Consider the following 20,557-nt stretch of genomic DNA (forward strand, 5'->3'; position numbering starts at 1 on the left):
GGCGCGGGATTGTTCAAATAATCACCAGTTCGCCTTGCGTGCGGCAGGGGGCTTCACTAGAATGTTGCCCCTTGCCGCTACGGCAGGCGTTTTTGCGCCTTTCTGTTTCAGCAAGACAAACAAGTGAAATTCACTCCTTGCCTGACCGCATTTCGCGGCAGGCTACAACCCGTAAGGAGCATTTATGCGTCATTACGAAATCATCTTTCTGGTTCACCCGGACCAGAGCGAGCAAGTCGGCGGCATGGTTGAGCGTTACACCAAGCTGATCGAAGAAGACGGCGGCAAGATTCACCGCCTGGAAGATTGGGGTCGTCGTCAGCTGGCTTACGCCATCAACAACGTCCACAAAGCTCACTACGTGATGCTTAACGTTGAGTGCACTGGCAAAGCCCTGGCTGAGCTGGAAGACAACTTCCGTTACAACGATGCCGTGATCCGTAACCTGGTCATCCGTCGCGACGAGGCCGTTATCGACCAGTCCGAGATGCTCAAGGCCGAAGAAAACCGCAGTGAGCGCCGTGAGCGTCGTGACCGTCCTGAAAACGCCGATGCTACTGATGGCGATGACAGCGACAACAACGACAGCGACAACGCTGACGAGTAATCCACGGATCTATTGAGGAGCCACTCTCATGGCACGTTTCTTCCGTCGTCGTAAATTCTGCCGTTTCACCGCAGAAGAAGTGAAAGAGATCGATTTCAAAGATCTCAACACGCTGAAAGCTTACATCTCGGAAACCGGCAAGATCGTTCCTAGCCGTATCACCGGTACTAAGGCTCGTTATCAGCGTCAGCTGGCTACCGCTATCAAGCGCGCCCGCTTCCTGGCCCTGCTGCCTTACACCGACAGCCACGGCCGCTGAGACCGGATGTTCGACAAGAAGTAAGGGATTAATCGCATGCGCGCCTTAGCTGAATTCATTATGCGCGGCCGTATGCAGGCCACTCTCGTAGTGGTGGTTTCTGCGGCATTGCCGCTGTTGTTCTGGTTAAGTGCTGCCGCTGGAAGCCTGGTGCTTCTGCGGCGCGGTTGGAGTGATGCTGTTGGCATCCTCGCCTGGGCGCTGCTGCCGGCTATTGGCTGGTGGTATTTTGGTGAGCCGCGCACCCTTTTGGTGTTGCTCGGTGCGCTGGGGTTGGCGTTGTTGTTGCGCGCTAACCTGTCCTGGAATCGTGTGCTGCTGTGCAGCGTGGCATTGGGCCTGGTGTATGGGCTGGTCTTGGGTGCGGTATTCCGCGAACCCATCGACGCAATGGCGCTTGAGCTGCAAAAGCTCATGCCGCAAATGCTCGATGGGGTTCACCAGCAGATGTCGGTGGATGAGCGAGCGCGTCTGGATAGCCTGATTGCACCGGTGCTGACCGGTTTGATCGCGGCGTTGTTGCAGATAGTCAGCCTGTTGAGCCTGATGCTTGGGCGTTTCTGGCAGGCGCAGTTGTATAACCCGGGTGGTTTTGGCCGCGAGTTTCGCGCCCTACGCCTCCCACCACCGCTGGCGATGTTGCTGCTGGTCGGCATGCTGTTGGGGCCCAACCTGGGTCCGCAAATGGCCATGTTGACGCCGTTGTGCAGTGTGCCGTTGGCGTTTGCGGGTATCGCCCTGTTGCATGGGGTGGTGGCGCAAGGTCGGCTGGGCAAGTTCTGGCTGGTTGGGTTGTACATCACGCTGTTGCTGTTTATGCAGCTGACTTATCCGTTACTGGTGGTTTTGGCCATTGTCGACAGTCTGTTTGATTTTCGTGGTCGCTTTGAGCGTAAACAAGGCTCGGGCCCCGCGGACGGTGAAGGTTAAAAGTTAAGAGGTTATTACCAAATGGAACTGATCCTGCTGGAAAAAATCGCCAACCTGGGCAACCTGGGCGATAAAGTGAATGTTAAGGCCGGTTACGGTCGTAACTTCCTGCTGCCGCAAGGCAAAGCGACTGCTGCTACCGCTGCAAACATTGCAACGTTCGAAGCGCGTCGCGCCGAGCTGGAAAAACTGGCTACCGAGAAGAAAGCGTACGCTGAATCCCGTGCTGCTCAGTTGGCTGAACTGGAAGTCACCATCACCGCTACTGCGGGCGATGAAGGCAAACTGTTCGGTTCCATCGGTACTCACGACATCGCTGAAGCCCTGACCGCCTCCGGCGTTGAAGTGGCTAAAGCTGAAGTGCGTCTGCCGAACGGCACCATTCGCCAAGTTGGCGAATACGACGTAGCCGTGCACCTGCACAGCGACGTTGAAGCAACCGTTAAGGTTGTTGTTGTAGCCGCCGTTTAACTGGCTGCTCAACGGGCTTGCACTTAGGTGCAAGCTCGCTAACATCGGGCACGGCCTTGCGAAAGCGATGCCGTGCCCTTTGTTTTTCAAATACAGAATTCTTTTCCGAGCCTTATGAACGACATCAGCCTGCCCGAACAGTACGACCTGCAAACCTCAGCCCTGAAGGTGCCACCGCACTCGATCGAGGCTGAGCAAGCCGTGCTGGGGGGCTTGATGCTCGACAATAATTCTTGGGAGCGAGTGCTCGATGCGGTGTCCGACGGTGACTTCTATCGGCATGATCACCGCCTGATCTTCCGTGCGATTTTCAAGCTGGCCGAACGCAATCACCCGTTTGACGTGGTCACCGTATCCGAGCAGTTGGACCAGGAAGGTCAGCTGTCGCAAGTCGGTGGGTTGGCCTATCTCGGCGAATTGGCGAAAAACATCCCCTCGGTGGCCAACATCAAGGCCTATGCGCGGATCATTCGTGAGCGCGCCACCTTGCGCCAGTTGATCGGCATCAGTGGCGAAATTGCCGACAGCGCCTATATGCCGCAAGGTCGCACCGGGGTAGAAATTCTCGATGAGGCCGAGCGGCTGATCTTTCAGATCGCCGAGGCACGGCCGAAGACCGGTGGGCCGGTCGGGATCAACGATATTCTGGTCAAGGCCATCGACCGTATCGACACCCTGTTCAATAGCGGTGATGCGATCACGGGCTTGTCCACCGGGTTTAATGACCTGGACGACCTGACCAGTGGCTTGCAGCCGGCCGACCTGATAATCGTCGCCGGCCGACCTTCCATGGGTAAGACCACCTTCGCCATGAACCTGGTGGAAAACGCCTTGATGCGCAGCGACAAGGTGGTGATGGTCTACTCGCTGGAGATGCCGTCCGACTCCATCGTCATGCGTATGCTGGCGTCCTTGGGGCGTATCGACCAGACCAAGGTGCGTGCGGGGCGGTTGGATGATGATGATTGGCCGCGCCTGACCTCGGCGGTCAACCTGCTCAATGACCGCAAGCTGTTTATCGACGACACTGCCGGTATTTCGCCTTCGGAAATGCGTGCGCGGACGCGGCGTCTGGCCCGTGAACACGGCGAAATTGGCCTGATCATGGTCGACTACCTGCAGCTGATGCAGATTCCGGGCTCCAGCGGTGACAGCCGAGTCAATGAGATTTCCGAAATCTCTCGCTCGCTGAAGGCTCTGGCCAAGGAGTTCAACTGCCCGGTGATTGCCCTGTCACAGCTAAACCGTGGCCTGGAACAGCGCCCGAATAAGCGCCCGATCAACTCCGACTTGCGTGAGTCCGGTGCGATCGAGCAGGACGCCGACATCATCATGTTCGTTTACCGCGACGAGGTGTATCACCCTGAAACGGAATATAAGGGCGTGGCTGAAATCATCATCGGTAAGCAGCGTAATGGTCCCTTGGGTACAGCGCGGCTGGCGTTCCTTGGTAAGTATTCGCGCTTCGAGAACTTGGCGCCGGGCAGCTACCAGTTCGACGACGAGTAAGGCGGAAACGGGCAACGCAACGAGTTATCGCGCTAGATCAATAAAAGCGGGCGACCAGTGGGTAAACTGGCCGCCCGTTTTGCTTTAAGGACATTGCCTCCATGCGCCCGCTTGTTGCCACCATCGATTTGTCTGCGATTACTCAGAACTATGCCGTGGCAAAACGCTGCGCGCCCGGCCGGCAGGCGTTTGCGGTGGTCAAGGCGAATGCCTATGGGCATGGCGTGCGTGAGGTGGTGACGGCGCTGCATGATCTGGCTGACGGCTTTGCTGTGGCCTGCCTGGAGGAGGCCGCCGAGGTGCGAGCGCTGCAGGGTGAGGCGCGCATTCTGCTGCTGGAAGGCTGCTTTGATGCAAACGAATACCAGTTTGCCGCGCAACTGGGGCTGGATGTGGTGGTGCACAGTGAGCAGCAAGCGCAGCAGTTGCTTGCGGCCACGTTGAACCGGCCACTGAATGTCTGGTTGAAACTCGACAGCGGCATGCATCGCCTAGGCTTCAATGCCGCACAACTGCGTGACTGGTACGGGTGTTTAAGCGGTGCGGAACAAGTCGCTGAGTTGAACCTGATCAGCCACTTTGCCTGCGCAGATGAGCGCGGCAGTGAAGCCACCGAGCACCAGCTTGAGCAGTTTCTCGATCTGTTGGATCTGGATTTTGCCCAGCGCTCGTTGGCCAACTCTGCGGCGATTTTGACCATTCCGGCGGCGCATATGGATTGGCTGCGCCCCGGCATCATGCTGTACGGCGCGACGCCGTTCGCCGACTTGACGGCCAAGGAGTTGGGTGTGCGCCCAGCGATGAGCCTGACGGCCCAACTGATTGCCTGTCGTGATGTGGCCGTTGATGAGGTTGTCGGTTATGGCGGTAGCTGGCGCGCTGAGCGGCCTTCACGTATCGGTACGGTGAGTTGCGGTTATGCCGATGGTTATCCGCGGCATGCGCCTGCCGGTACACCGGTAATTGTGGGTGGTCACCGCGTGGCGCTGGTTGGGCGCGTCTCTATGGATATGCTGACCGTTGACCTGACGGACGCACCTGACGCGGCCATAGGCGATGCGGTGGAGTTGTGGGGCGCGCAGTTGCCGGTTGATGAAGTGGCGCTGGCTGCTGGCACCATTGGCTACGAGTTGCTCAGCAAGGTCACGGCGCGGGTGTCGCGGCGTTATTGCAGTCACTAAGTCAGGCCAGTCCGCTTGGCACATTAAGCACATCCAGTCGCAGTCGCTCGTTACTGTTCAGCGCGCCATCTTCCCCGCACACGGCAGAGCCCGAGCGGCCTTGGCCTTTGACCTTGTAGAGCATTTCGTCAGCGGCCTTGTACAGCGTGGTGAAGTCATTGGCGTGGCGTGGGTAGAGCGCCACGCCAATGCTAATGGTCACGGTTAGGCGTTCAGCCCCGTAGGTGACCGGCCTGGCCAGTTCATCCAGCAGGCGGCGGGCAATGTCGCGCGCATGTTGTTCGGCATCTTCCCCGCAGATCAGTACCGCAAACTCGTCGCCGCCCAGGCGCGCCACCGCATCCCCCGAACGCACATGCTCGCGTAGACGCTGGGCGATGGTTTGCAGCATCAGGTCACCGGCGTCGTGGCCATATTTGTCGTTGATCGGTTTGAAATGGTCGAGATCAATCAGCAGCAAGGCAGTGGCTTCGTTGTGTCGGCGGGCGTTGGCCAGTGCAGCCTCACAACGCTCGACCAGAAAACGCCGATTGGGCAGCTCGGTCAAAGGGTCGTGGAAGGCGGCATGCTGCAGTTCGCGTTCACGCTCACTGAGCTGCTGATTGGCCAGTGCCAACTCTGCGGTGCGCAGTTTGACCGCGCTTTGCAGCTCGTCGGCGCTGCCCTGCATCTGCGCCATACGTGCGGTCTTTTCGCGGTCGGCCTGTTCCAGGGCTTCGGCTCTTTCCTGCTTGAGCGTTTGGATGCGGTAGGCCAATGCAAAAGAGAACAGAATTGATTCGGCGGCAACGGAGAGCGGGAATACATAGGCATTCCACGTTGCCGGTTGCACCAAGCCGGTGGCGCGCATCAGGGCCAGGCTGATGCTGCCGAGGATCAGGCCATAGCCACAAAGATAGAGAAAAGCCGGAAAGTAACCCTGGCGCCAGCGAATCAATGCCGAGCCCAGGGCCGCTGGGATACTGGTCAGCGACAGCAGGGCAATGATCCAGGCTGCAATGTGGCGTTGTCCCAGGCCATCCAGAACGACCGCAATGACATAGCACGTGCACGCAAAATTCAGCAGGTGATGGGCCCAGCGCACGTGTGTGCGGGTTTGCATCAGGCACTGGGTGAATCGCGTGGCGCAGAAGCCCCAGAGCGAGGGCAGGGTGATGCGGTCTAGCCAGAATGGCACGGGGTTATCCGGCCATAGGTATTGGAAGCCATGGCCGCTCATGCTGAGAATCATCAGCAGAGCGCCAGCGGTGGTCAGCACATACCAGAAGTAGGCTGAGTCGCGCAGGCTGCAGAAGATGAACAGGTTATAGAGCAACAGTGCCGCAATGATCCCGTAGATCACGCCGAGGGCAATGTTTTCTTCCGCCGCTTTCTGGCTCAAATCGTCCAGTTGCCAGGCGCGCATGGGAAATGAGTTGCCGGCCGGGTCATAGCTGCGCATGTAAAAGGTCGTGGGGTTCTGGTCGAGCGTGGGCAGCCTGAACAGCATGTGCCTGAAGTCGTGGTCACGCCCTTCGCGGTGGGCGACGCGTTCGCCCGATTGGCGCTCCTGCCAGTTGCCGTCTGGGCCTGGCCAATACAAACGCAGATCCAGCTGGGTCACGGAGCCGACCTCTAGCCACCATTGGGCGGGCGCATCGGCTGCGCGCTGCAGGCTGACTTTTATCCACCAGGGGTTAAGGCTTTGACCAACACTGGCGCGGCCATTCGCCGGTTGAAAGCGGCGCTGCACGGCGGGGTCGGCCATGTCGCGGATGGTCAGCTGAGCGCCAACATCTTCAAGCAGTTCTATTCGGTCATTGAGAGCGGTGCCGCTGCTTGTTGTGGTCAGCTCAATGGCGGCATGCGCCAGGCCGCTTGCAAGGGCCAGGTTCAACACGAATAGGGTCGAAAAAGCTAAGCGTCGCGGCACATGCGCTCCTAATCCCGGCTATTGGCGGCCGATGTTATGTACCCGAGTATAGTCGTAAGCCATTACGTTGCTGCGACACCCTCGCGGTGCAGATTGGTCATTAAACCTAGCGTTTGAGTCGGGTTTGGTTAAATTTTGTGCTATATTCCGCGGCCGCGATTTACCATCCCTGTTCGTCAACGCCGGTCACTTTCCATGTCCATGCAAACCGCCAAGCCGTTATTCGATTATCCAAAGTACTGGGCCGAGTGTTTCGGGCCAGCGCCTTTCCTGCCGATGAGTCGGGAAGAGATGGATCAGCTTGGCTGGGACAGCTGCGACATCATCATTGTCACCGGCGATGCCTATGTCGATCACCCTTCGTTTGGTATGGCGATCATCGGCCGGCTGCTGGAGTCCCAGGGCTTTCGCGTCGGCATCATCGCGCAGCCAAATTGGCAGTCGAAAGACGATTTCATGAAGCTCGGCGAGCCGAACCTGTTCTTCGGCGTCGCGGCCGGCAACATGGACTCGATGATCAACCGTTACACCGCCGACAAGAAGATCCGCTCGGACGATGCTTACACCCCTGGCGGTCTGGCCGGTAAGCGTCCGGATCGTGCCAGTCTGGTGTACAGCCAGCGCTGCAAGGAAGCCTACAAGCACGTACCGATCGTGCTTGGCGGCATCGAAGCCTCGCTGCGCCGCATCGCTCATTACGATTACTGGCAAGACCGCGTGCGTAACTCGATCCTGATCGACGCCAGCGCCGACATCCTGTTGTACGGCAACGCTGAGCGCGCCATCGTTGAAGTGGCCCAGCGTTTGTCCTACGGGCAGAAGGTCGAAGACATCACCGACGTGCGCGGCACCGCGTTTATTCGCCGGGATACGCCGCAAGGCTGGTATGAGGTGGACTCCACGCGCATCGACCGGCCGGGCAAGATCGACAAGATCATCAACCCGTACGTCAACACCCAGGACACTCAGGCCTGCGCCATCGAGCAAGAGAAAGGTCCCGCTGAAGACCCGAACGAGCCGCAGGTTGTGCAGATATTGGCCAGCCCGCGCATGACCCGCGACAAGACGGTAATCCGTCTGCCGTCGATGGAAAAAGTGCGCAACGACCCGGTTCTGTATGCCCACGCCAACCGCGTGCTGCACCTGGAAACCAACCCGGGCAACGCCCGCGCGCTGGTACAGAAGCACGGCGAAGTGGACGTGTGGTTCAACCCGCCACCCATCCCGATGACCACCGAGGAAATGGACTACGTGTTCGGCATGCCCTATGCGCGCGTGCCGCACCCGGTCTATGGCAAGGAGAAAATCCCGGCCTACGACATGATCCGCTTCTCGGTGAACATCATGCGTGGCTGCTTCGGCGGCTGTACCTTCTGCTCCATCACTGAGCACGAAGGGCGGATCATCCAGAACCGCTCGGAAGAGTCGATCATCCGCGAGATCGAAGAAATCCGCGACAAGGTGCCGGGCTTTACCGGGGTGATTTCCGACCTCGGCGGGCCGACGGCGAACATGTACCGCATCGCCTGCAAGAGCCCGGAGATTGAATCCGCCTGCCGCAAGCCAAGTTGCGTGTTCCCCGGTATCTGCCCGAACCTGAATACCGATCACTCCAGCTTGATTCAGCTGTACCGCAGCGCCCGCGCGTTGCCGGGGGTGAAGAAGATTCTGATCGCCTCCGGTCTGCGCTATGACCTGGCTGTCGAGTCACCGGAGTACGTGAAGGAGCTGGTCACCCATCACGTTGGTGGCTACCTGAAGATCGCCCCGGAACACACCGAGGAAGGCCCGCTGAATCAGATGATGAAGCCGGGCATTGGCAGCTATGACAAGTTCAAGCGCATGTTCGAGAAGTACTCGAAAGAGGCGGGCAAAGAGCAGTACCTGATCCCGTACTTTATCGCTGCGCACCCGGGCACCACCGATGAAGACATGATGAACCTGGCCTTGTGGCTAAAAGGTAATGGCTTCCGTGCCGACCAGGTGCAGGCGTTCTACCCGTCGCCGATGGCTACCGCCACGGCCATGTATCACTCGGGCAAGAATCCGCTGCGCAAGGTCAGCTACAAAAGCGACGGCGTGGCCATTGTAAAAAGCGAAGATCAGCGCCGCCTGCACAAGGCCTTCCTGCGTTACCACGACCCGAAAGGCTGGCCGATGCTGCGTGAGGCGCTGATCCGCATGGGTCGTGCCGACCTGATCGGGCCGGGTAAGAATCAGCTGATCCCACTGCATCAGCCAGCTACCGACGGCTACCAAAGTGCGCGGCGGAAAAACTCGACGCCGGCCGGTAGTAAGAAAGTGGCGGGAGCTTCCGCTGCCAAGAGCAAGCCGATGCTGACTCAGCACACCGGCTTGCCGCCGCGTGATACCGGCGCGGCAGGCGGCAACCCTTGGGACAAGCGTGAGCAGGCCAAAGCGGCCGCGCAGGCGCGTAACCAGCAGGCGGCCAAAGAACGTTCCGATGCCGCTAAAGGCAAAGGCAAGAAGCCGGTGAAGAAGCCAGCTGTGCCGCGCTGATCCTGCGCCCATAAAAAACGCCAGCACTGAGCTGGCGTTTTTTATGGCGTCGGTTATAGGTGTTGAGGGACTTCACAGCCGTAGGATGGGTTCGTCGCGTAGCGGCGATACCCATCAGGTCTTTGATGGGTATCGCTGCGCTCAACCCATCCTACAGCCTCAGCCGTAGCGCTTCTGCGCTTCAATCGCTAGGCCGCTGCCAATGCTGCCGAAGGTGTTGCCTTCCACATGGTGGGCATTCGGCAGCATGGCCGCCACGCTCTGGCGCAACGCCGGAATGCCACTGGAACCACCGGTAAAGAACACTGTATTGACTTGTTCGACGCTCACGCCGGCATCGCTGAGAAGCTGGGTGACACTGGCGCGCACCCGCTCCAGCAGCGGCTCAATGGCGTCCTCAAACAGCTCGCGAGTCAGTTCTGCGACCAGTCCGGCTTCCAGGCGGCTGAGGTCGATGGGGCGCGCCTCCTGCTCGGTGAGGGCGATCTTGCTGTCTTCCACTTGCATGGCCAGCCAATGGCCGTCGCGCCGCTCAATCAGCTGGAACAGGCGGTCAATGCCCGTGGGGTCGACAATGTCGTAGCGCATGCTTTGCAGCTGGCGCTGCGACTGCGCGGAGTACACCGCGTTGATGGTGTGCCAGGTCGCCAGATTGAGGTGGGTGCTGGTGGGCATTGGTGCGGCGCTTTTCATCCGGCTGCCATAGCCAAACAGCGGCATTACGCCAGCCAGGGAGAGCTGCTTGTCGAAATCAGTACCGCCGATATGCACGCCGCCGGTGGCGAGAATGTCGCTGCTGCGGTCGGCGACGTTACGCCGCTCCGGTGCAAGGCGCACCAGGGAGAAGTCCGAGGTACCCCCGCCAATGTCGACGATCAGCACCAGCTCTTCCTGACTGATGCCTGACTCGTAGTCGAAAGCGGCGGCGATTGGCTCGTACTGGAACGACACTTCCTTGAAACCGAGCTTGTGTGCCACGGCCACGAGTGTGTTCTGGGCTTCCAGGTCGGCGATCGGGTCGTCATCCACGAAGAACACCGGGCGGCCCAGCACCACCTCTTCAAACGGCCGGTCGGCGGCGTGCTCGGCGCGCTTTTTCAGCTCGCCGATAAAGAAACCCAGCAGGTCCTTGAACGGCAGGGCACTGCCGAGCACCGTGGTTTCGCTTTTCAGCAGTTTGCTGCCCAGCAGGCTTTTCAGCGAGCGCATCAGGCGGCCTTCATAGCCTTCCAGGTATTCCTGCAGCGCCAGGCGGCCATACACCGGGCGGCGCTCCTCCATATTGAAAAACACCACCGATGGTAGGGTGATTTTGCCGTCCTCAAGCGGGATCAGCGTCTCAGCGTCCGGCCGTAGCCAGCCGACAGTGGAGTTGGATGTGCCGAAATCGATGCCGCAGGCGCGGGCGGGAGTAGAGAGAATCATGCGGCGCGCTGTTCCTGAAAAATGACCGGGAGATTGTGAGAGTGCGAGCGGCGGCTCAAGGCATGGCCGGGAGCGGTATTGCGCACAAGCCCCGAAGAGGGTGACGCACAGGAATGTGCTGAACACAAAAAACGGCCGCGCATTCTATGCGAGTGCGCCGCGCAATGCTGCCCCCGGTTATCCACTTGGCGTTTTTGCTTGGCAACGTTGTCAGGCTGAGTGCGTCAGCCGTTGCGGGCGGGCGTGAGTGGCGCGACCGCGGCTAGCGCCAGCCGAGGGTCAACGCCGCCAATACGGCATAACGAGCGGTTTTCGCCAGGCTGACGATCAGCAGGAAGACCCACAGCCGTTCGCGCATGACCCCGGCCACCAGGGTCAGTGGATCACCTATCACCGGCACCCAGCTCAACAGCAGCGCCCAGCGGCCGTAACGCGCATAACCGCGCTGCGCTTGTTGCAGGCGCGCCTCGCTGACCGGGAACCAGGGTTTATGGCGGAAGTGTTCGAGGTAGCGGCCGAGTAGCCAGTTGAGCAGAGCGCCGAGGACGTTACCTACGCTAGCCACGGCCACGAGCATCCAGGGCCAGTAGGCGTCGCTCAGCAGCAGCGCCACCAGCACGCTTTCCGATTGCAACGGCAGCAGTGTGGCGGCACCCAGCGCCGAAATAAACAGGCCCAGATAGGCTGAAAGGGTCAGCATCGGTTCAGTGTCGGGCCGCGTCGCTTAAGGCTGCTTTTCCTGTTCGGGATTGGCCATGACGTCTTCCAGTTTGAGGCCGGTGAGGCCGTGGATGGTGCGCCACAGGTAATAGAAGATGGCCATCAGCATGATCATCGAGGGGATCGCAATCATTGGGTAGCTGAGCAGGTTCATCCGCCCCAGCTCGTCATTGAACGCCTCGCTACCTGCCGGGCTGATGACAATCCACTTGGCCAGTACGTAGTTCATCGCCGATGAAAAGAAGAAGGTGCCGCTTAGCCAGTATGTGGCCCGGAGCAGGCGTGCTTCGAACTGCGGGGTATTACCCGCCTGCTCCAGGCACTCATGGATCTTGTCGACATTGAGCACGGCTTTGTTAAACAGCATGGTGCGGATCAGCGGGTAGCGGGTGCGGGTTGAAACCAGCACGGCGATACCGATGATTCCTGGGATTGCCGCTTCTTTGATTGCCAGCCACTGGTTGTCCAGCTTGAGCAGGCCGATACCGCCGGTAAGCAGCACGCTGACGAGGCCGAGCAGGGCAATAAAGTTGAATTTGCGGTACTTGAGCAGCTCAAAGCTGCCCCAACCCAGCGGGAAGGCCAGTGCCAATATCAGCGCACCATCGGCGCCCAGCCTGCTTTCGCCACTGAGCTTCATCAGGATCAGCGAGGGAATCACGATGCTGACGAGCAAGTCGATCAGCGGGCGGGGTTTGTGTGCGGCTTGATTGTTTGGCGTGGTATCGGTCATGTCGTTCAAGGTGCAGGAAAGATGCGCGATCATCGCCTGCTTGAGCGGCGGCTACCAGCCCAGCCGTCGCCTTGAGTGTGAAAAAGTATGAGTGGGGCGGCGATTGCAGTGGCCATCTGCGATTTCTGGCCGTTGAACCCTTGTCTAGCGTTTAGTGAGGTTAAGTGTCTGATACTAAAGTGATATCGATAGCGTGACGGTTACGCTTTACTGTGCGCGACAGCGCGCGAGGCACCGCAAGGCTTTTGGCGTAATGCTGATGCGTCAACTATGTCTGTATAAGTCTAGATAGCCGCTGCTGCAGCTGGCGTACCTTTTCCTACTAGCCACTCGTGTGCCCGCCGCGCAGGCTCCCTGCGATGGTTTATGGGGCAGTTTTTCAAGTTTTTAGGTAGTGCTCCATGAGGTTTACGTTCTGGCTGGGTGTGTTTCTGTTTGGCTGTGGCGCATCCGCGTCGGCGGCTGAGTTACGCCTGTATACCGAGGAATACCGCCCGTTGAGCTATAGCGACAATGGCCGGCTAACCGGTATGGCGGTGGAAGTGGTCGAGTTGCTGGTTGAGCGGACCGGGCAGGCTACTCGGATCGAGCTAGTTCCCTGGACCCGTGGTTATCATCAGATACGCCGTGAGGCGAATAGTGGCTTGTTCGCCATGGTGCGCACGCCTGAGCGTGAGGCGCTGTTCCAGTGGGTCGGGCCGATTGCACAGGGGCGTACCAGCTTCTATGCCCGGCGTGGGGCTGGGTTGGCGATACGTGAGCTAAAGGATCTCGAGCGGTTTAGTTCACTGGTGCTGCCAAAGCGCTGGTATTCCTACGAGTACCTACGCGGGCTGGGGCTGAAAAACCTTTACGGCGTGCCGACGCCCCAGCACATGGTGAAGATGTTCAAGCATGGGCGCAGCGAGTTAATGGTGGCGAGTAACTTGGTGTTGGCTGAGATGCTCGCGCAGCAAGGCATGCGCCCTGAAGAAGTTGAGTTGCAGTTCACCTTTATGGCTAACAATTCCTATATCGGCTTTTCCAAGAGCACCGACCCGGCGCTGGTGCAGCGTTGGCAGCACGCGCTTGAGCAGGCCGGCCGTGATGGCAGTTTGCAACAGATTCACCAGCGCTGGTTTAGCGAACCCTTCAGTTTGGAGGCCTTGGTGCCCGTGCCCGCCCTTAGCAACGACTTGCCGGGCCAGTAATGGCCGGTGCCGATGGGTTGAGCCTGCTTAAGCCCGGCGCCTTGCCTGCTAAACCTTCCTGTATATGCCGAGTGGCTTTCTATTTGGCCGCGCTAAGTGCCTGTCGAATGCGGGGTGCCCACAAAGTTTTGCGGTTTGCGCTGTGGGATCGGCGTAAGGCCGGCTGGCTGATTATGTAGTTTTACTACATAATTGCTCGCCAAAACCAAAAACGAGCAATGGTGCACTTCCATGCAAAGAGCCTCGCATCATGACCTTCGCGCGCAGTTTCGCGCGCTTCTTGCCTCAAATAGCTGCTATCACACGGCCTCGGTGTTCGACCCCATGGCGGCGCGCATTGCTGCCGATCTCGGCTTTGAAGTGGGTATCCTGGGCGGTTCTGTAGCTTCACTACAAGTTCTGGCTGCGCCGGACTTTGCCCTGATCACCCTCAGCGAGTTTGTCGAGCAGGCTACCCGTATTGGCCGAGTCAGCCGCTTACCGGTGATCGCCGATGCCGACCACGGCTATGGCAATGCACTCAACGTGATGCGTACCGTGGTTGAGTTGGAGCGCGCCGGGATTGCTGCGTTGACCATCGAAGACACCCTGTTGCCGGCGCAGTTTGGGCGCAAGTCCACGGACCTGATCAGCGTGGCCGAAGGTGTCGGCAAGATCCGTGCTGCGCTGGAGGCGCGGATCGACCCGGACCTGGCCATCATCGCGCGAACCCATGCCGGCGTGCTTAGCGTTGAGCAGGTGATACAGCGCACCCAGGCCTATCAGGCGGCCGGTGCCGATGCCATCTGCATTGTCGGTGTCGAGGATTTTGCTCATCTGGAGCAAATCTCCGCCGCCTTGAGCGTGCCGCTGATGTTGGTGACCTACGGCAACCCGAAACTGCGTGACAACCAACGTCTGGCCAAGCTTGGCGTGCGCATTGTGGTGAATGGCCATGCCGCCTACTTCGCCGCCATCAAGGCGACCTATGACTGCCTGCGTGAGCAGCGTGGGGCGCAGTCCAGTGATCTCAGCGCGACTGAGTTGACGCATACCTACACCCAGCCCGAGGACTACATCGTCTGGGCTGAAGAGTTTATGAACGTCAACGAATAGGCCACCGATCACCTGCGCTTGTAATCAGCCTCAGTGACGTTCATATCATCTCCTCAGTGCAACGCATGTGGAGGTGATCATGGCCGGTGGTTGGAGCAATGACGGCGCGGTACAGGAGCAGATCGACAGCACCATCGCTGACGCCGTCCAGCGCGCCCGTAGCCAGCTGCCCAGTGGCGAGAGCCTGACGCACTGCGACCTGTGCGATGCGCGCATTCCTGACGCGCGACGTCTGGCTGTGCCCGGAGTGAGGTTGTGCGTGGCCTGCCAGGACGCGGATGATCAACAGCAGAAAGCCAGTGGCGGCATCAACCGGCGCGGTAGCAAAGACAGTCAGCTGCGCTGATGGAGCGGGCGTGGGGCTGGTCTGTAGCCAGCAGAGTGTTCATCTATACTTTTCGCCAATAACCACCTCAGTTAGAGGCCGCTTGATGGTTACTGCTTTGCGTGACGCTATCCTCACGAGTTACCCGCGCGCGCCCTACGCATGGTCGGTGATGTTAATGCGCCGCTGCATCTTGTGTGCGTGTTTGTGGTTGTCGGGGATGGCGTTGTCGTCAGCGGCAGAGTTGCAGTTGTACACCGAAGAAAGCCCGCCCTTGAATTTCAGCCGCGATGGCCTTGTCACGGGCTTTTCTACTGAACTTATTCGCCAGCTGGCCGTGCTGACCGGGGATGTTACGCGCATCAAGTTGGCGCCTTGGACGCGCGGTTATGCCAAGGCACAGGACGCCCCGAATGTCGGTATTTTCACCATGGCGCGGATTGCCGAGAGGGAAAAATCGTTCCAGTGGGTGGGGCCCATCTCCCTTTCGCTGAACCGCTTTTATACCCGTAAAGGCTCAGGTATTCGGATGGGTAGTATTGCTGAGGCGCAAGCCATGCAACTGGTCCTGCCGCGGCAGTGGTACAGCTACCAATACCTGGTGGATAAAGGCTTCAGCAATATTTATACGGTGACCTCTGCTGAGCGGATGATGCAGATGTTTCGCAGTGGCCGTGGCGATATGTTGGCCGTCAGCGATATTGCCTTACCTGCACTATTGGACATGGCAGGTATGACGCCGGATCAGCTCGAACCGCAGTTGGTTTTCCTGCAGCACGAGTCCTACCTGGCATTCTCTTTGGCCACTGACCCTGCGGTGGTCAGCCGTTGGCAAGGGGCGCTGGATGAGATGAAGCGCGATGGCAGCTTCGCGCGTCTCTTCCAGCACTGGTTCCCCAACCTGAGTCTGCTGCCTCGTTTACTTGAAGTCAGTCGCTAGCGTCAGAACAGAAAATAACGCTGCGCCATCGGTAGCACCTCGGCCGGCTCGCACCAGAGCAGCTGACCGTCAGCCTTGACTTGATAGTTCTGCGCGTCCACCTCGATAGTCGGCAGGTAGTCGTTGTGAATCAGGTCGGTTTTCTGCACCTCGCGGCAGCCTTTGACCACGCCAATCTTCTTCTTCAGCCCCAGCTGTTCGGGCACCCCAGCATCGAAAGCCGCCTGGCTGATAAAGGTGATGCTGGTGGCATGCCGGCTGCCGCCATAGCTGGCGAACATCGGCCGGTAATGCACCGGCTGCGGGGTGGGGATCGAGGCATTGGCGTCGCCCATCAGGCTGGCGGCAATCGCTCCACCCTTGAGAATCAGCGTCGGTTTCACGCCGAAAAACGCCGGACGCCAGAGCACCAGATCCGCCCATTTGCCCACTTCGATGGAGCCCACTTCATGGCTGATGCCGTGGGTGATCGCCGGGTTGATGGTGTACTTGGCGATGTAGCGTTTAACCCGGAAGTTACTGTTGCCGAGGCCGTCGCCGTCCAGCCGGCCGCGCTGCTTGTGCATCTTGTCGGCGGTCTGCCAGGTACGGGTGATCACCTCGCCCACGCGGCCCATGGCCTGGCTGTCGGAGCTGATCATGCTGAACGCGCCGAGGTCATGCAGGATGTCTTCGGCGGCGATGGTTTCACGGCGGATGCGGCTTTCCGCAAAAGCCACGTCTTCGGCAATGCTCGGGTCCAAGTGGTGGCAGACCATCAGCATGTCCAGGTGTTCATCGATGGTGTTCTTGGTGAACGGCCGTGTCGGGTTGGTCGAGCTGGGCAGCACGTTGGGGAAGCCGCAGGCCTTGATGATGTCTGGCGCGTGACCGCCACCGGCACCCTCGGTGTGGTAGGTGTGGATGGTGCGACCCTTAAACGCGCCGAGGGTGGTTTCGACAAAGCCGGATTCGTTCAGCGTGTCAGTGTGAATCGCCACCTGCACGTCGTATTGATCGGCCACGGAGAGGCAATTGTCGATGGCCGCCGGGGTGGTGCCCCAGTCTTCATGCAGCTTGAGGCCGATGGCACCGGCCTTGACCTGTTCGATCAGCGGTTCTGGCAGCGAAGCGTTGCCCTTGCCGGTAAAGCCCATGTTCATCGGGAAGGCGTCGGCGGCCTGCAGCATGCGCGCCATGTGCCAAGGGCCGGAGGTGCAGGTGGTGGCGTTGGTGCCGGTGGCCGGCCCGGTACCACCGCCGATCATGGTGGTCACGCCGCTCATCAACGCTTCTTCGATCTGCTGCGGGCAGATGAAGTGGATATGCGTGTCGATACCGCCCGCAGTGAGGATCATGCCTTCACCGGCGATCACCTCAGTGCCGGCGCCGATGGCGATGGTCACGTCCGGCTGGATATCCGGGTTGCCGGCTTTGCCGATGGCGGCAATACGGCCGTCCTTAAGGCCGACGTCGGCTTTGACGATGCCCCAGTGATCGATGATCAGTGCGTTGGTGATCAGTGTGTCGACCACGTCGGCGGCGCACAGTTGTCCCTGGCCCATGCCGTCGCGGATCACCTTGCCGCCGCCGAATTTCACTTCCTCGCCGTAGGTGGTGAAGTCTTTTTCCACTTCAATCCACAGCTCGGTATCGGCCAGGCGCACCTTATCGCCGACGGTGGGGCCGAACATATCGGCATAGGCTTGGCGGGAAATTTTCATGTTTGTCCTATCCGTAGGATGGGTTAGCGGCGAAGCGGCGTAACCCATCAATGCTTGGTTAGTTTTGGGCGATGGGTATCGCTGCGCTCCACCCATCCTACCCAGACGTTACAAGTCGCCCATCACCCGTCCGGCAAAGCCGAATACGCGGCGATGGCCGGCCAGGTCGACCAATTCCACTTCGCGGCTCTGCCCTGGCTCGAAGCGCACCGCAGTGCCGGCCGGGATGTTCAGGCGCATGCCGCGTGCGGCGCTGCGATCAAAAGTCAGCGCGTCGTTGGTTTCAAAAAAATGGTAATGCGAGCCGACCTGAATCGGTCGGTCGCCGCTGTTCGCTACGGTCAGGCTGATCGTGCGACGGCCGGCATTCAGCTCTATGTCGCCGTCCTGGATTTGGTATTCGCCGGGGATCATCGCTGTTTCACTCCAGGTTCAGTTGCATAAAGGTGAGGTCCAGCCAGCGGCCGAACTTGCGGCCGACCTGCGGCATCTGGCCGGTGGTGACGAATCCAAGGCGCTCGTGCAGGCGGACTGAGGCGCTGTTGCCGCTCTCGATGGCGGCGACCATGACGTGCAGGCCTGCCGTTTGGGCGCGCTCGATCAGCGCTTGCATCAGCAGCGGCCCGAGGCCTTGGCCGCGTTGGTCGCAGCGCACGTATACCGAGTGTTCGACGGTGTGGCGAAAGCCTTCGATGGCGCGCCAAGTGCCGTAGCTGCTGTAGCCGACGACCTCTCCAGCAGCATCGTGGGCTACCAGTACGGGGAAACCGGCGGCGTTGCGTTCGCTCAGCCAGGCCTGGCGGTTGGCCAGGTCGACGAGGGTTTCATTCCAGATCGCCGTGGTATTGAGTACGGCGTCGTTGTAGATGGCTAGGATGGCGGGCAGGTCGGCGGCAGTGGCGTCTTGAATAATCATGCTTATGCAATCGGTTGATGGACGGTGACCAGTTTGGTGCCGTCGGGGAAGGTGGCCTCGACTTGAATCTCCGGGATCATTTCAGGGATGCCTTCCATCACCTGATCACGGCTGAGCAACGTGGTGCCGAAGTGCATCAGCTCGGCCACGGTCTGGCCGTCGCGGGCGCCTTCCAGCAGTGCGGCGGAGATATAGGCCATGGCTTCCGGGTAGTTGAGCTTTACCCCACGGGCGAGGCGGCGTTCGGCCACCAGGCCGGCGGTGAAGATCAGTAATTTGTCTTTTTCTCTGGGTGTAAGGTCCATCGTTTTGCTCCGTTCGTAGGGTGGATGTCGCTTTTCACATCCACCGGCTGGTGGTGGACAACGCTGCGCGGTTGTCCACCCTACGTGTTCCAAATTCTCGGGGGTATGGCCTCACGGCCAAGTAATTCAGGGCGCAGCAGGCGCCAGAGTTCGATTAGCCAGGCGCGGGCAAGCAGCGCTTCACTGGCCAGGCAACGGGCCACCAGTAGGCCCGGTAGTTGAGTCAGGTCGCCGCGTACCGGTGTGGTCAGATTGCGGCAGCGCTCCAGCAATTCGCTGTCGATTTCGCCAGTGATCAGCAGGGTGGCAAACACTGGTTTGCCGTCCAGGCCGATGGGCGAGTCGAGCAGGCCGTCAGCGCCGGTAACTCGCTGGCGTTCGTGCCAGAGCAGTTGGCCGTCGCGGCGAATATTCAGTTCGGCTTGGAAATGGCCCGCATCGAAGCGCTCGCCACTGGCTGGGCGGCCGAGGGCGACGATGTCCCAGTACAGCAGCTTGGCATCGCCAAGCAGGTCGATATCGGTGCTCAGCTCGGCTTGGGCGCCGGCGTAGACGATGGTTTCCTGTGGCAGCCATTCCAAGGTGGCACCCGCTTCGACACGCAGCTTGAGGCTTTGATAAGCCGGGCCGGTAGCGCGGTACCACTTGGCTGCACCGGGGCTGGTCAGCTGGGCCCAGGCATTGGCGCCGACGGTGGCGCAAATATCCAGGCGGTCACCGCCGGCGATGCCGCCCGGTGGGTGCACGATGATGTGCTGGCACACTTGCGGCCCTTCGGCGTACAGGTGCTTTTGCACCCGCAGCGGGCCTTTATGGCGGCGCAGGGTCGGGCGGGTGGCGTCGCCGTCACGGCCATAACCCAGCTCCAGCTCGGCGTGCCAGCTGGGGGTAAATAAGGCGGCGGGTACGGGTGCGTTCATAGTTATCTTTTTCGGTGGAATGGGCTTCGGCTGTTTTGTAGGCGCGAGCTTGCTCGCGAATCGCAATCGCGAGCAAGCTCGCGCCTACAGGTTGCCCTCAAATCGCCACCAGTCCGCGCACACCGTCGGCTTCCATGGTTTCGCCACGTCCCTGCTGGACAATCTCGCCGCGGCTCATGACAAGGTATTGATCGGCCAGCTCGGCGGCAAAGTCATAAAACTGCTCGACCAGCAGGATGGCCATGTCACCACGTTCGGCGAGCTTCTTGATTACCACGCCGATCTCCTTGATCACCGAGGGCTGGATGCCTTCGGTGGGCTCATCGAGGATCAGCAGGCGCGGCTTGCTCGCCAGGGCTCTGCCTATCGCAAGCTGTTGCTGCTGACCGCCGGAGAGGTCGCCGCCGCGGCGTTGCTTCATCTCACGCAGCACTGGGAACAGTTCGTAGATAAACTCCGGCACTACCTTGGCTTCGCTGCCGGGAAAGCGCGATAAGCCCATCAGCAGGTTTTCTTCCACGGTCAGGCGGCCGAAGATTTCCCGGCCCTGGGGTACGTAGGCGATGCCGGCGTGCACGCGCTGGTGCGGCTTGAATGCGGTGATCGGCTGGCCTTCCCAGTTGACTGCGCCTTGCTTGGCCGGGATCAGGCCCATCAGGCATTTCAGCAGGGTGGTCTTGCCCACGCCATTGCGGCCGAGCAGGCAGGTGACTTCGCCGACCTTGGCCTCGAACGACAGGCCGCGGAGGATATGGCTGCCGCCGTAGTACTGATGCAGTTGCTCAACTTGCAGCATGTCTTGCTCCCTTGATCGTTCCCACGCTCTGCGTGGGGATGCAGTTGGCGACGCTCTGCGTCGCAGGGACGCGGAGCGTCCCGGGAGGGGTTCCCACTCC

General features: G+C 60.0%; 21 protein-coding genes. 11 read left to right on the forward strand and 10 right to left on the reverse strand.

The window, feature by feature from the left end; genetic code table 11:
- Window positions 1–184 precede the first annotated feature (184 nt).
- The 6 genes from rpsF (at window position 185) to alr (ending at window position 4,957) form a co-directional block, all read left to right on the forward strand.
- Entirely contained in the window at window positions 185–607 is a 423-nt protein-coding gene (gene rpsF, locus SOP97_RS12600) for a 30S ribosomal protein S6 (protein WP_274087243.1), read from the forward strand.
- A gap of 28 nt (window positions 608–635) precedes the next feature.
- The gene (gene rpsR, locus SOP97_RS12605; RefSeq protein ID WP_069519637.1) at window positions 636–866 is read left to right on the forward strand and encodes a 30S ribosomal protein S18; all 231 of its coding nucleotides are present in this window, start codon (window positions 636–638) and stop codon (window positions 864–866) included.
- Between the two features lie 36 nt (window positions 867–902).
- The gene (locus SOP97_RS12610; RefSeq protein WP_274087244.1) at window positions 903–1,796 is read left to right on the forward strand and encodes a YybS family protein; all 894 of its coding nucleotides are present in this window, start codon (window positions 903–905) and stop codon (window positions 1,794–1,796) included.
- Window positions 1,797–1,817: 21 nt separating this feature from the next.
- Window positions 1,818–2,267, forward strand: coding sequence for a 50S ribosomal protein L9 (gene rplI, locus SOP97_RS12615; RefSeq protein ID WP_274087245.1), 450 nt, complete (start codon window positions 1,818–1,820; stop codon window positions 2,265–2,267).
- 114 nt (window positions 2,268–2,381) lie between these two features.
- On the forward strand, window positions 2,382–3,776 hold the full coding sequence (gene dnaB, locus SOP97_RS12620) for a replicative DNA helicase (RefSeq protein WP_274087246.1): 1,395 nt from the start codon (window positions 2,382–2,384) through the stop codon (window positions 3,774–3,776).
- A gap of 101 nt (window positions 3,777–3,877) precedes the next feature.
- Window positions 3,878–4,957, forward strand: a complete 1,080-nt coding sequence (gene alr / locus SOP97_RS12625; RefSeq protein WP_274087247.1) for an alanine racemase — start codon at window positions 3,878–3,880, stop codon at window positions 4,955–4,957.
- A gap of 1 nt (window position 4,958) precedes the next feature.
- Here alr and SOP97_RS12630 read toward each other — a convergent pair whose 3' ends face one another.
- Window positions 4,959–6,869: a diguanylate cyclase domain-containing protein gene (locus SOP97_RS12630; RefSeq protein WP_411912060.1), complete on the reverse strand. Its 1,911-nt coding sequence runs from the start codon at window positions 6,867–6,869 to the stop codon at window positions 4,959–4,961.
- 201 nt (window positions 6,870–7,070) lie between these two features.
- On the opposite strand from SOP97_RS12630, the gene SOP97_RS12635 reads away from it, so the two are divergent.
- Window positions 7,071–9,389 (forward strand): YgiQ family radical SAM protein, encoded by a 2,319-nt coding sequence (locus SOP97_RS12635; protein ID WP_274087317.1) that lies wholly within the window; start codon window positions 7,071–7,073, stop codon window positions 9,387–9,389.
- A 159-nt stretch (window positions 9,390–9,548) separates the two neighbouring features.
- Here the strand turns inward: SOP97_RS12635 and SOP97_RS12640 are convergent, their stop codons facing one another.
- The 3 genes from SOP97_RS12640 to SOP97_RS12650 form a co-directional block, all read right to left on the reverse strand.
- Entirely contained in the window at window positions 9,549–10,814 is a 1,266-nt protein-coding gene (locus SOP97_RS12640) for an Hsp70 family protein (protein ID WP_274087248.1), read from the reverse strand.
- A 262-nt stretch (window positions 10,815–11,076) separates the two neighbouring features.
- Window positions 11,077–11,514, reverse strand: a complete 438-nt coding sequence (locus tag SOP97_RS12645) for a YqaA family protein (RefSeq protein WP_274087249.1) — start codon at window positions 11,512–11,514, stop codon at window positions 11,077–11,079.
- 24 nt (window positions 11,515–11,538) lie between these two features.
- Window positions 11,539–12,267, reverse strand: a complete 729-nt coding sequence (locus SOP97_RS12650; protein ID WP_274087318.1) for a VC0807 family protein — start codon at window positions 12,265–12,267, stop codon at window positions 11,539–11,541.
- Window positions 12,268–12,668: 401 nt separating this feature from the next.
- On the opposite strand from SOP97_RS12650, the gene SOP97_RS12655 reads away from it, so the two are divergent.
- The 4 genes from SOP97_RS12655 (at window position 12,669) to SOP97_RS12670 (ending at window position 15,817) form a co-directional block, all read left to right on the forward strand.
- A complete protein-coding gene (locus SOP97_RS12655; protein ID WP_322949357.1) occupies window positions 12,669–13,457 on the forward strand; it encodes a substrate-binding periplasmic protein in 789 nt (262 codons plus the stop codon).
- 231 nt (window positions 13,458–13,688) lie between these two features.
- Window positions 13,689–14,552 carry an isocitrate lyase/PEP mutase family protein gene (locus tag SOP97_RS12660; RefSeq protein ID WP_322949358.1) on the forward strand — a complete coding sequence of 288 codons (864 nt, stop codon included), beginning with the start codon at window positions 13,689–13,691 and terminating at the stop codon, window positions 14,550–14,552.
- Window positions 14,553–14,631: 79 nt separating this feature from the next.
- Window positions 14,632–14,898: a DksA/TraR family C4-type zinc finger protein gene (locus SOP97_RS12665; protein ID WP_322949359.1), complete on the forward strand. Its 267-nt coding sequence runs from the start codon at window positions 14,632–14,634 to the stop codon at window positions 14,896–14,898.
- A 97-nt stretch (window positions 14,899–14,995) separates the two neighbouring features.
- Window positions 14,996–15,817 (forward strand): substrate-binding periplasmic protein, encoded by an 822-nt coding sequence (locus tag SOP97_RS12670; RefSeq protein ID WP_322949360.1) that lies wholly within the window; start codon window positions 14,996–14,998, stop codon window positions 15,815–15,817.
- Between the two features lie 2 nt (window positions 15,818–15,819).
- Here the strand turns inward: SOP97_RS12670 and ureC are convergent, their stop codons facing one another.
- From ureC to urtE, 6 genes are all read right to left on the reverse strand, one after another.
- Window positions 15,820–17,520, reverse strand: coding sequence for an urease subunit alpha (gene ureC / locus SOP97_RS12675; RefSeq protein WP_322949361.1), 1,701 nt, complete (start codon window positions 17,518–17,520; stop codon window positions 15,820–15,822).
- 108 nt (window positions 17,521–17,628) lie between these two features.
- Window positions 17,629–17,934, reverse strand: a complete 306-nt coding sequence (locus SOP97_RS12680) for an urease subunit beta (protein ID WP_322949362.1) — start codon at window positions 17,932–17,934, stop codon at window positions 17,629–17,631.
- A gap of 7 nt (window positions 17,935–17,941) precedes the next feature.
- Window positions 17,942–18,442 (reverse strand): GNAT family N-acetyltransferase, encoded by a 501-nt coding sequence (locus tag SOP97_RS12685; RefSeq protein WP_322949454.1) that lies wholly within the window; start codon window positions 18,440–18,442, stop codon window positions 17,942–17,944.
- Window positions 18,439–18,741, reverse strand: a complete 303-nt coding sequence (gene ureA / locus SOP97_RS12690; protein ID WP_269379893.1) for an urease subunit gamma — start codon at window positions 18,739–18,741, stop codon at window positions 18,439–18,441. Before ureA ends, SOP97_RS12685 begins: the two co-directional genes overlap by 4 nt.
- 80 nt (window positions 18,742–18,821) lie before the next feature.
- Entirely contained in the window at window positions 18,822–19,661 is an 840-nt protein-coding gene (locus SOP97_RS12695; protein ID WP_322949363.1) for an urease accessory protein UreD, read from the reverse strand.
- Window positions 19,662–19,758: 97 nt separating this feature from the next.
- Window positions 19,759–20,457 (reverse strand): urea ABC transporter ATP-binding subunit UrtE, encoded by a 699-nt coding sequence (urtE, locus tag SOP97_RS12700; protein ID WP_069519610.1) that lies wholly within the window; start codon window positions 20,455–20,457, stop codon window positions 19,759–19,761.
- Between the last annotated feature and the right edge of the window lie 100 nt (window positions 20,458–20,557).

It is taken from the genome of Pseudomonas spirodelae, from assembly GCF_034653255.1.
Classification (GTDB): Bacteria; Pseudomonadota; Gammaproteobacteria; order Pseudomonadales; family Pseudomonadaceae; genus Aquipseudomonas; species Aquipseudomonas spirodelae.

Bases quoted from the DNA above. Each gene is read 5' to 3' on its own strand.
- rpsF (WP_274087243.1), top strand. From the start codon at position 185: ATGCGTCATTACGAAATCATCTTTCTGGTTCACCCGGACCAGAGCGAG.
- rpsR (WP_069519637.1), top strand. From the start codon at position 636: ATGGCACGTTTCTTCCGTCGTCGTAAATTCTGCCGTTTCACCGCAGAA.
- SOP97_RS12610 (WP_274087244.1), top strand. From the start codon at position 903: ATGCGCGCCTTAGCTGAATTCATTATGCGCGGCCGTATGCAGGCCACT.
- rplI (WP_274087245.1), top strand. From the start codon at position 1,818: ATGGAACTGATCCTGCTGGAAAAAATCGCCAACCTGGGCAACCTGGGC.
- dnaB (WP_274087246.1), top strand. From the start codon at position 2,382: ATGAACGACATCAGCCTGCCCGAACAGTACGACCTGCAAACCTCAGCC.
- alr (WP_274087247.1), top strand. From the start codon at position 3,878: ATGCGCCCGCTTGTTGCCACCATCGATTTGTCTGCGATTACTCAGAAC.
- SOP97_RS12635 (WP_274087317.1), top strand. From the start codon at position 7,071: ATGCAAACCGCCAAGCCGTTATTCGATTATCCAAAGTACTGGGCCGAG.
- SOP97_RS12640 (WP_274087248.1), bottom strand. From the start codon at position 10,814: ATGATTCTCTCTACTCCCGCCCGCGCCTGCGGCATCGATTTCGGCACA.
- SOP97_RS12645 (WP_274087249.1), bottom strand. From the start codon at position 11,514: ATGCTGACCCTTTCAGCCTATCTGGGCCTGTTTATTTCGGCGCTGGGT.
- SOP97_RS12650 (WP_274087318.1), bottom strand. From the start codon at position 12,267: ATGACCGATACCACGCCAAACAATCAAGCCGCACACAAACCCCGCCCG.
- SOP97_RS12655 (WP_322949357.1), top strand. From the start codon at position 12,669: ATGAGGTTTACGTTCTGGCTGGGTGTGTTTCTGTTTGGCTGTGGCGCA.
- SOP97_RS12660 (WP_322949358.1), top strand. From the start codon at position 13,689: ATGCAAAGAGCCTCGCATCATGACCTTCGCGCGCAGTTTCGCGCGCTT.
- SOP97_RS12665 (WP_322949359.1), top strand. From the start codon at position 14,632: ATGGCCGGTGGTTGGAGCAATGACGGCGCGGTACAGGAGCAGATCGAC.
- ureC (WP_322949361.1), bottom strand. From the start codon at position 17,520: ATGAAAATTTCCCGCCAAGCCTATGCCGATATGTTCGGCCCCACCGTC.
- SOP97_RS12680 (WP_322949362.1), bottom strand. From the start codon at position 17,934: ATGATCCCCGGCGAATACCAAATCCAGGACGGCGACATAGAGCTGAAT.
- ureA (WP_269379893.1), bottom strand. From the start codon at position 18,741: ATGGACCTTACACCCAGAGAAAAAGACAAATTACTGATCTTCACCGCC.
- SOP97_RS12695 (WP_322949363.1), bottom strand. From the start codon at position 19,661: ATGAACGCACCCGTACCCGCCGCCTTATTTACCCCCAGCTGGCACGCC.
- urtE (WP_069519610.1), bottom strand. From the start codon at position 20,457: ATGCTGCAAGTTGAGCAACTGCATCAGTACTACGGCGGCAGCCATATC.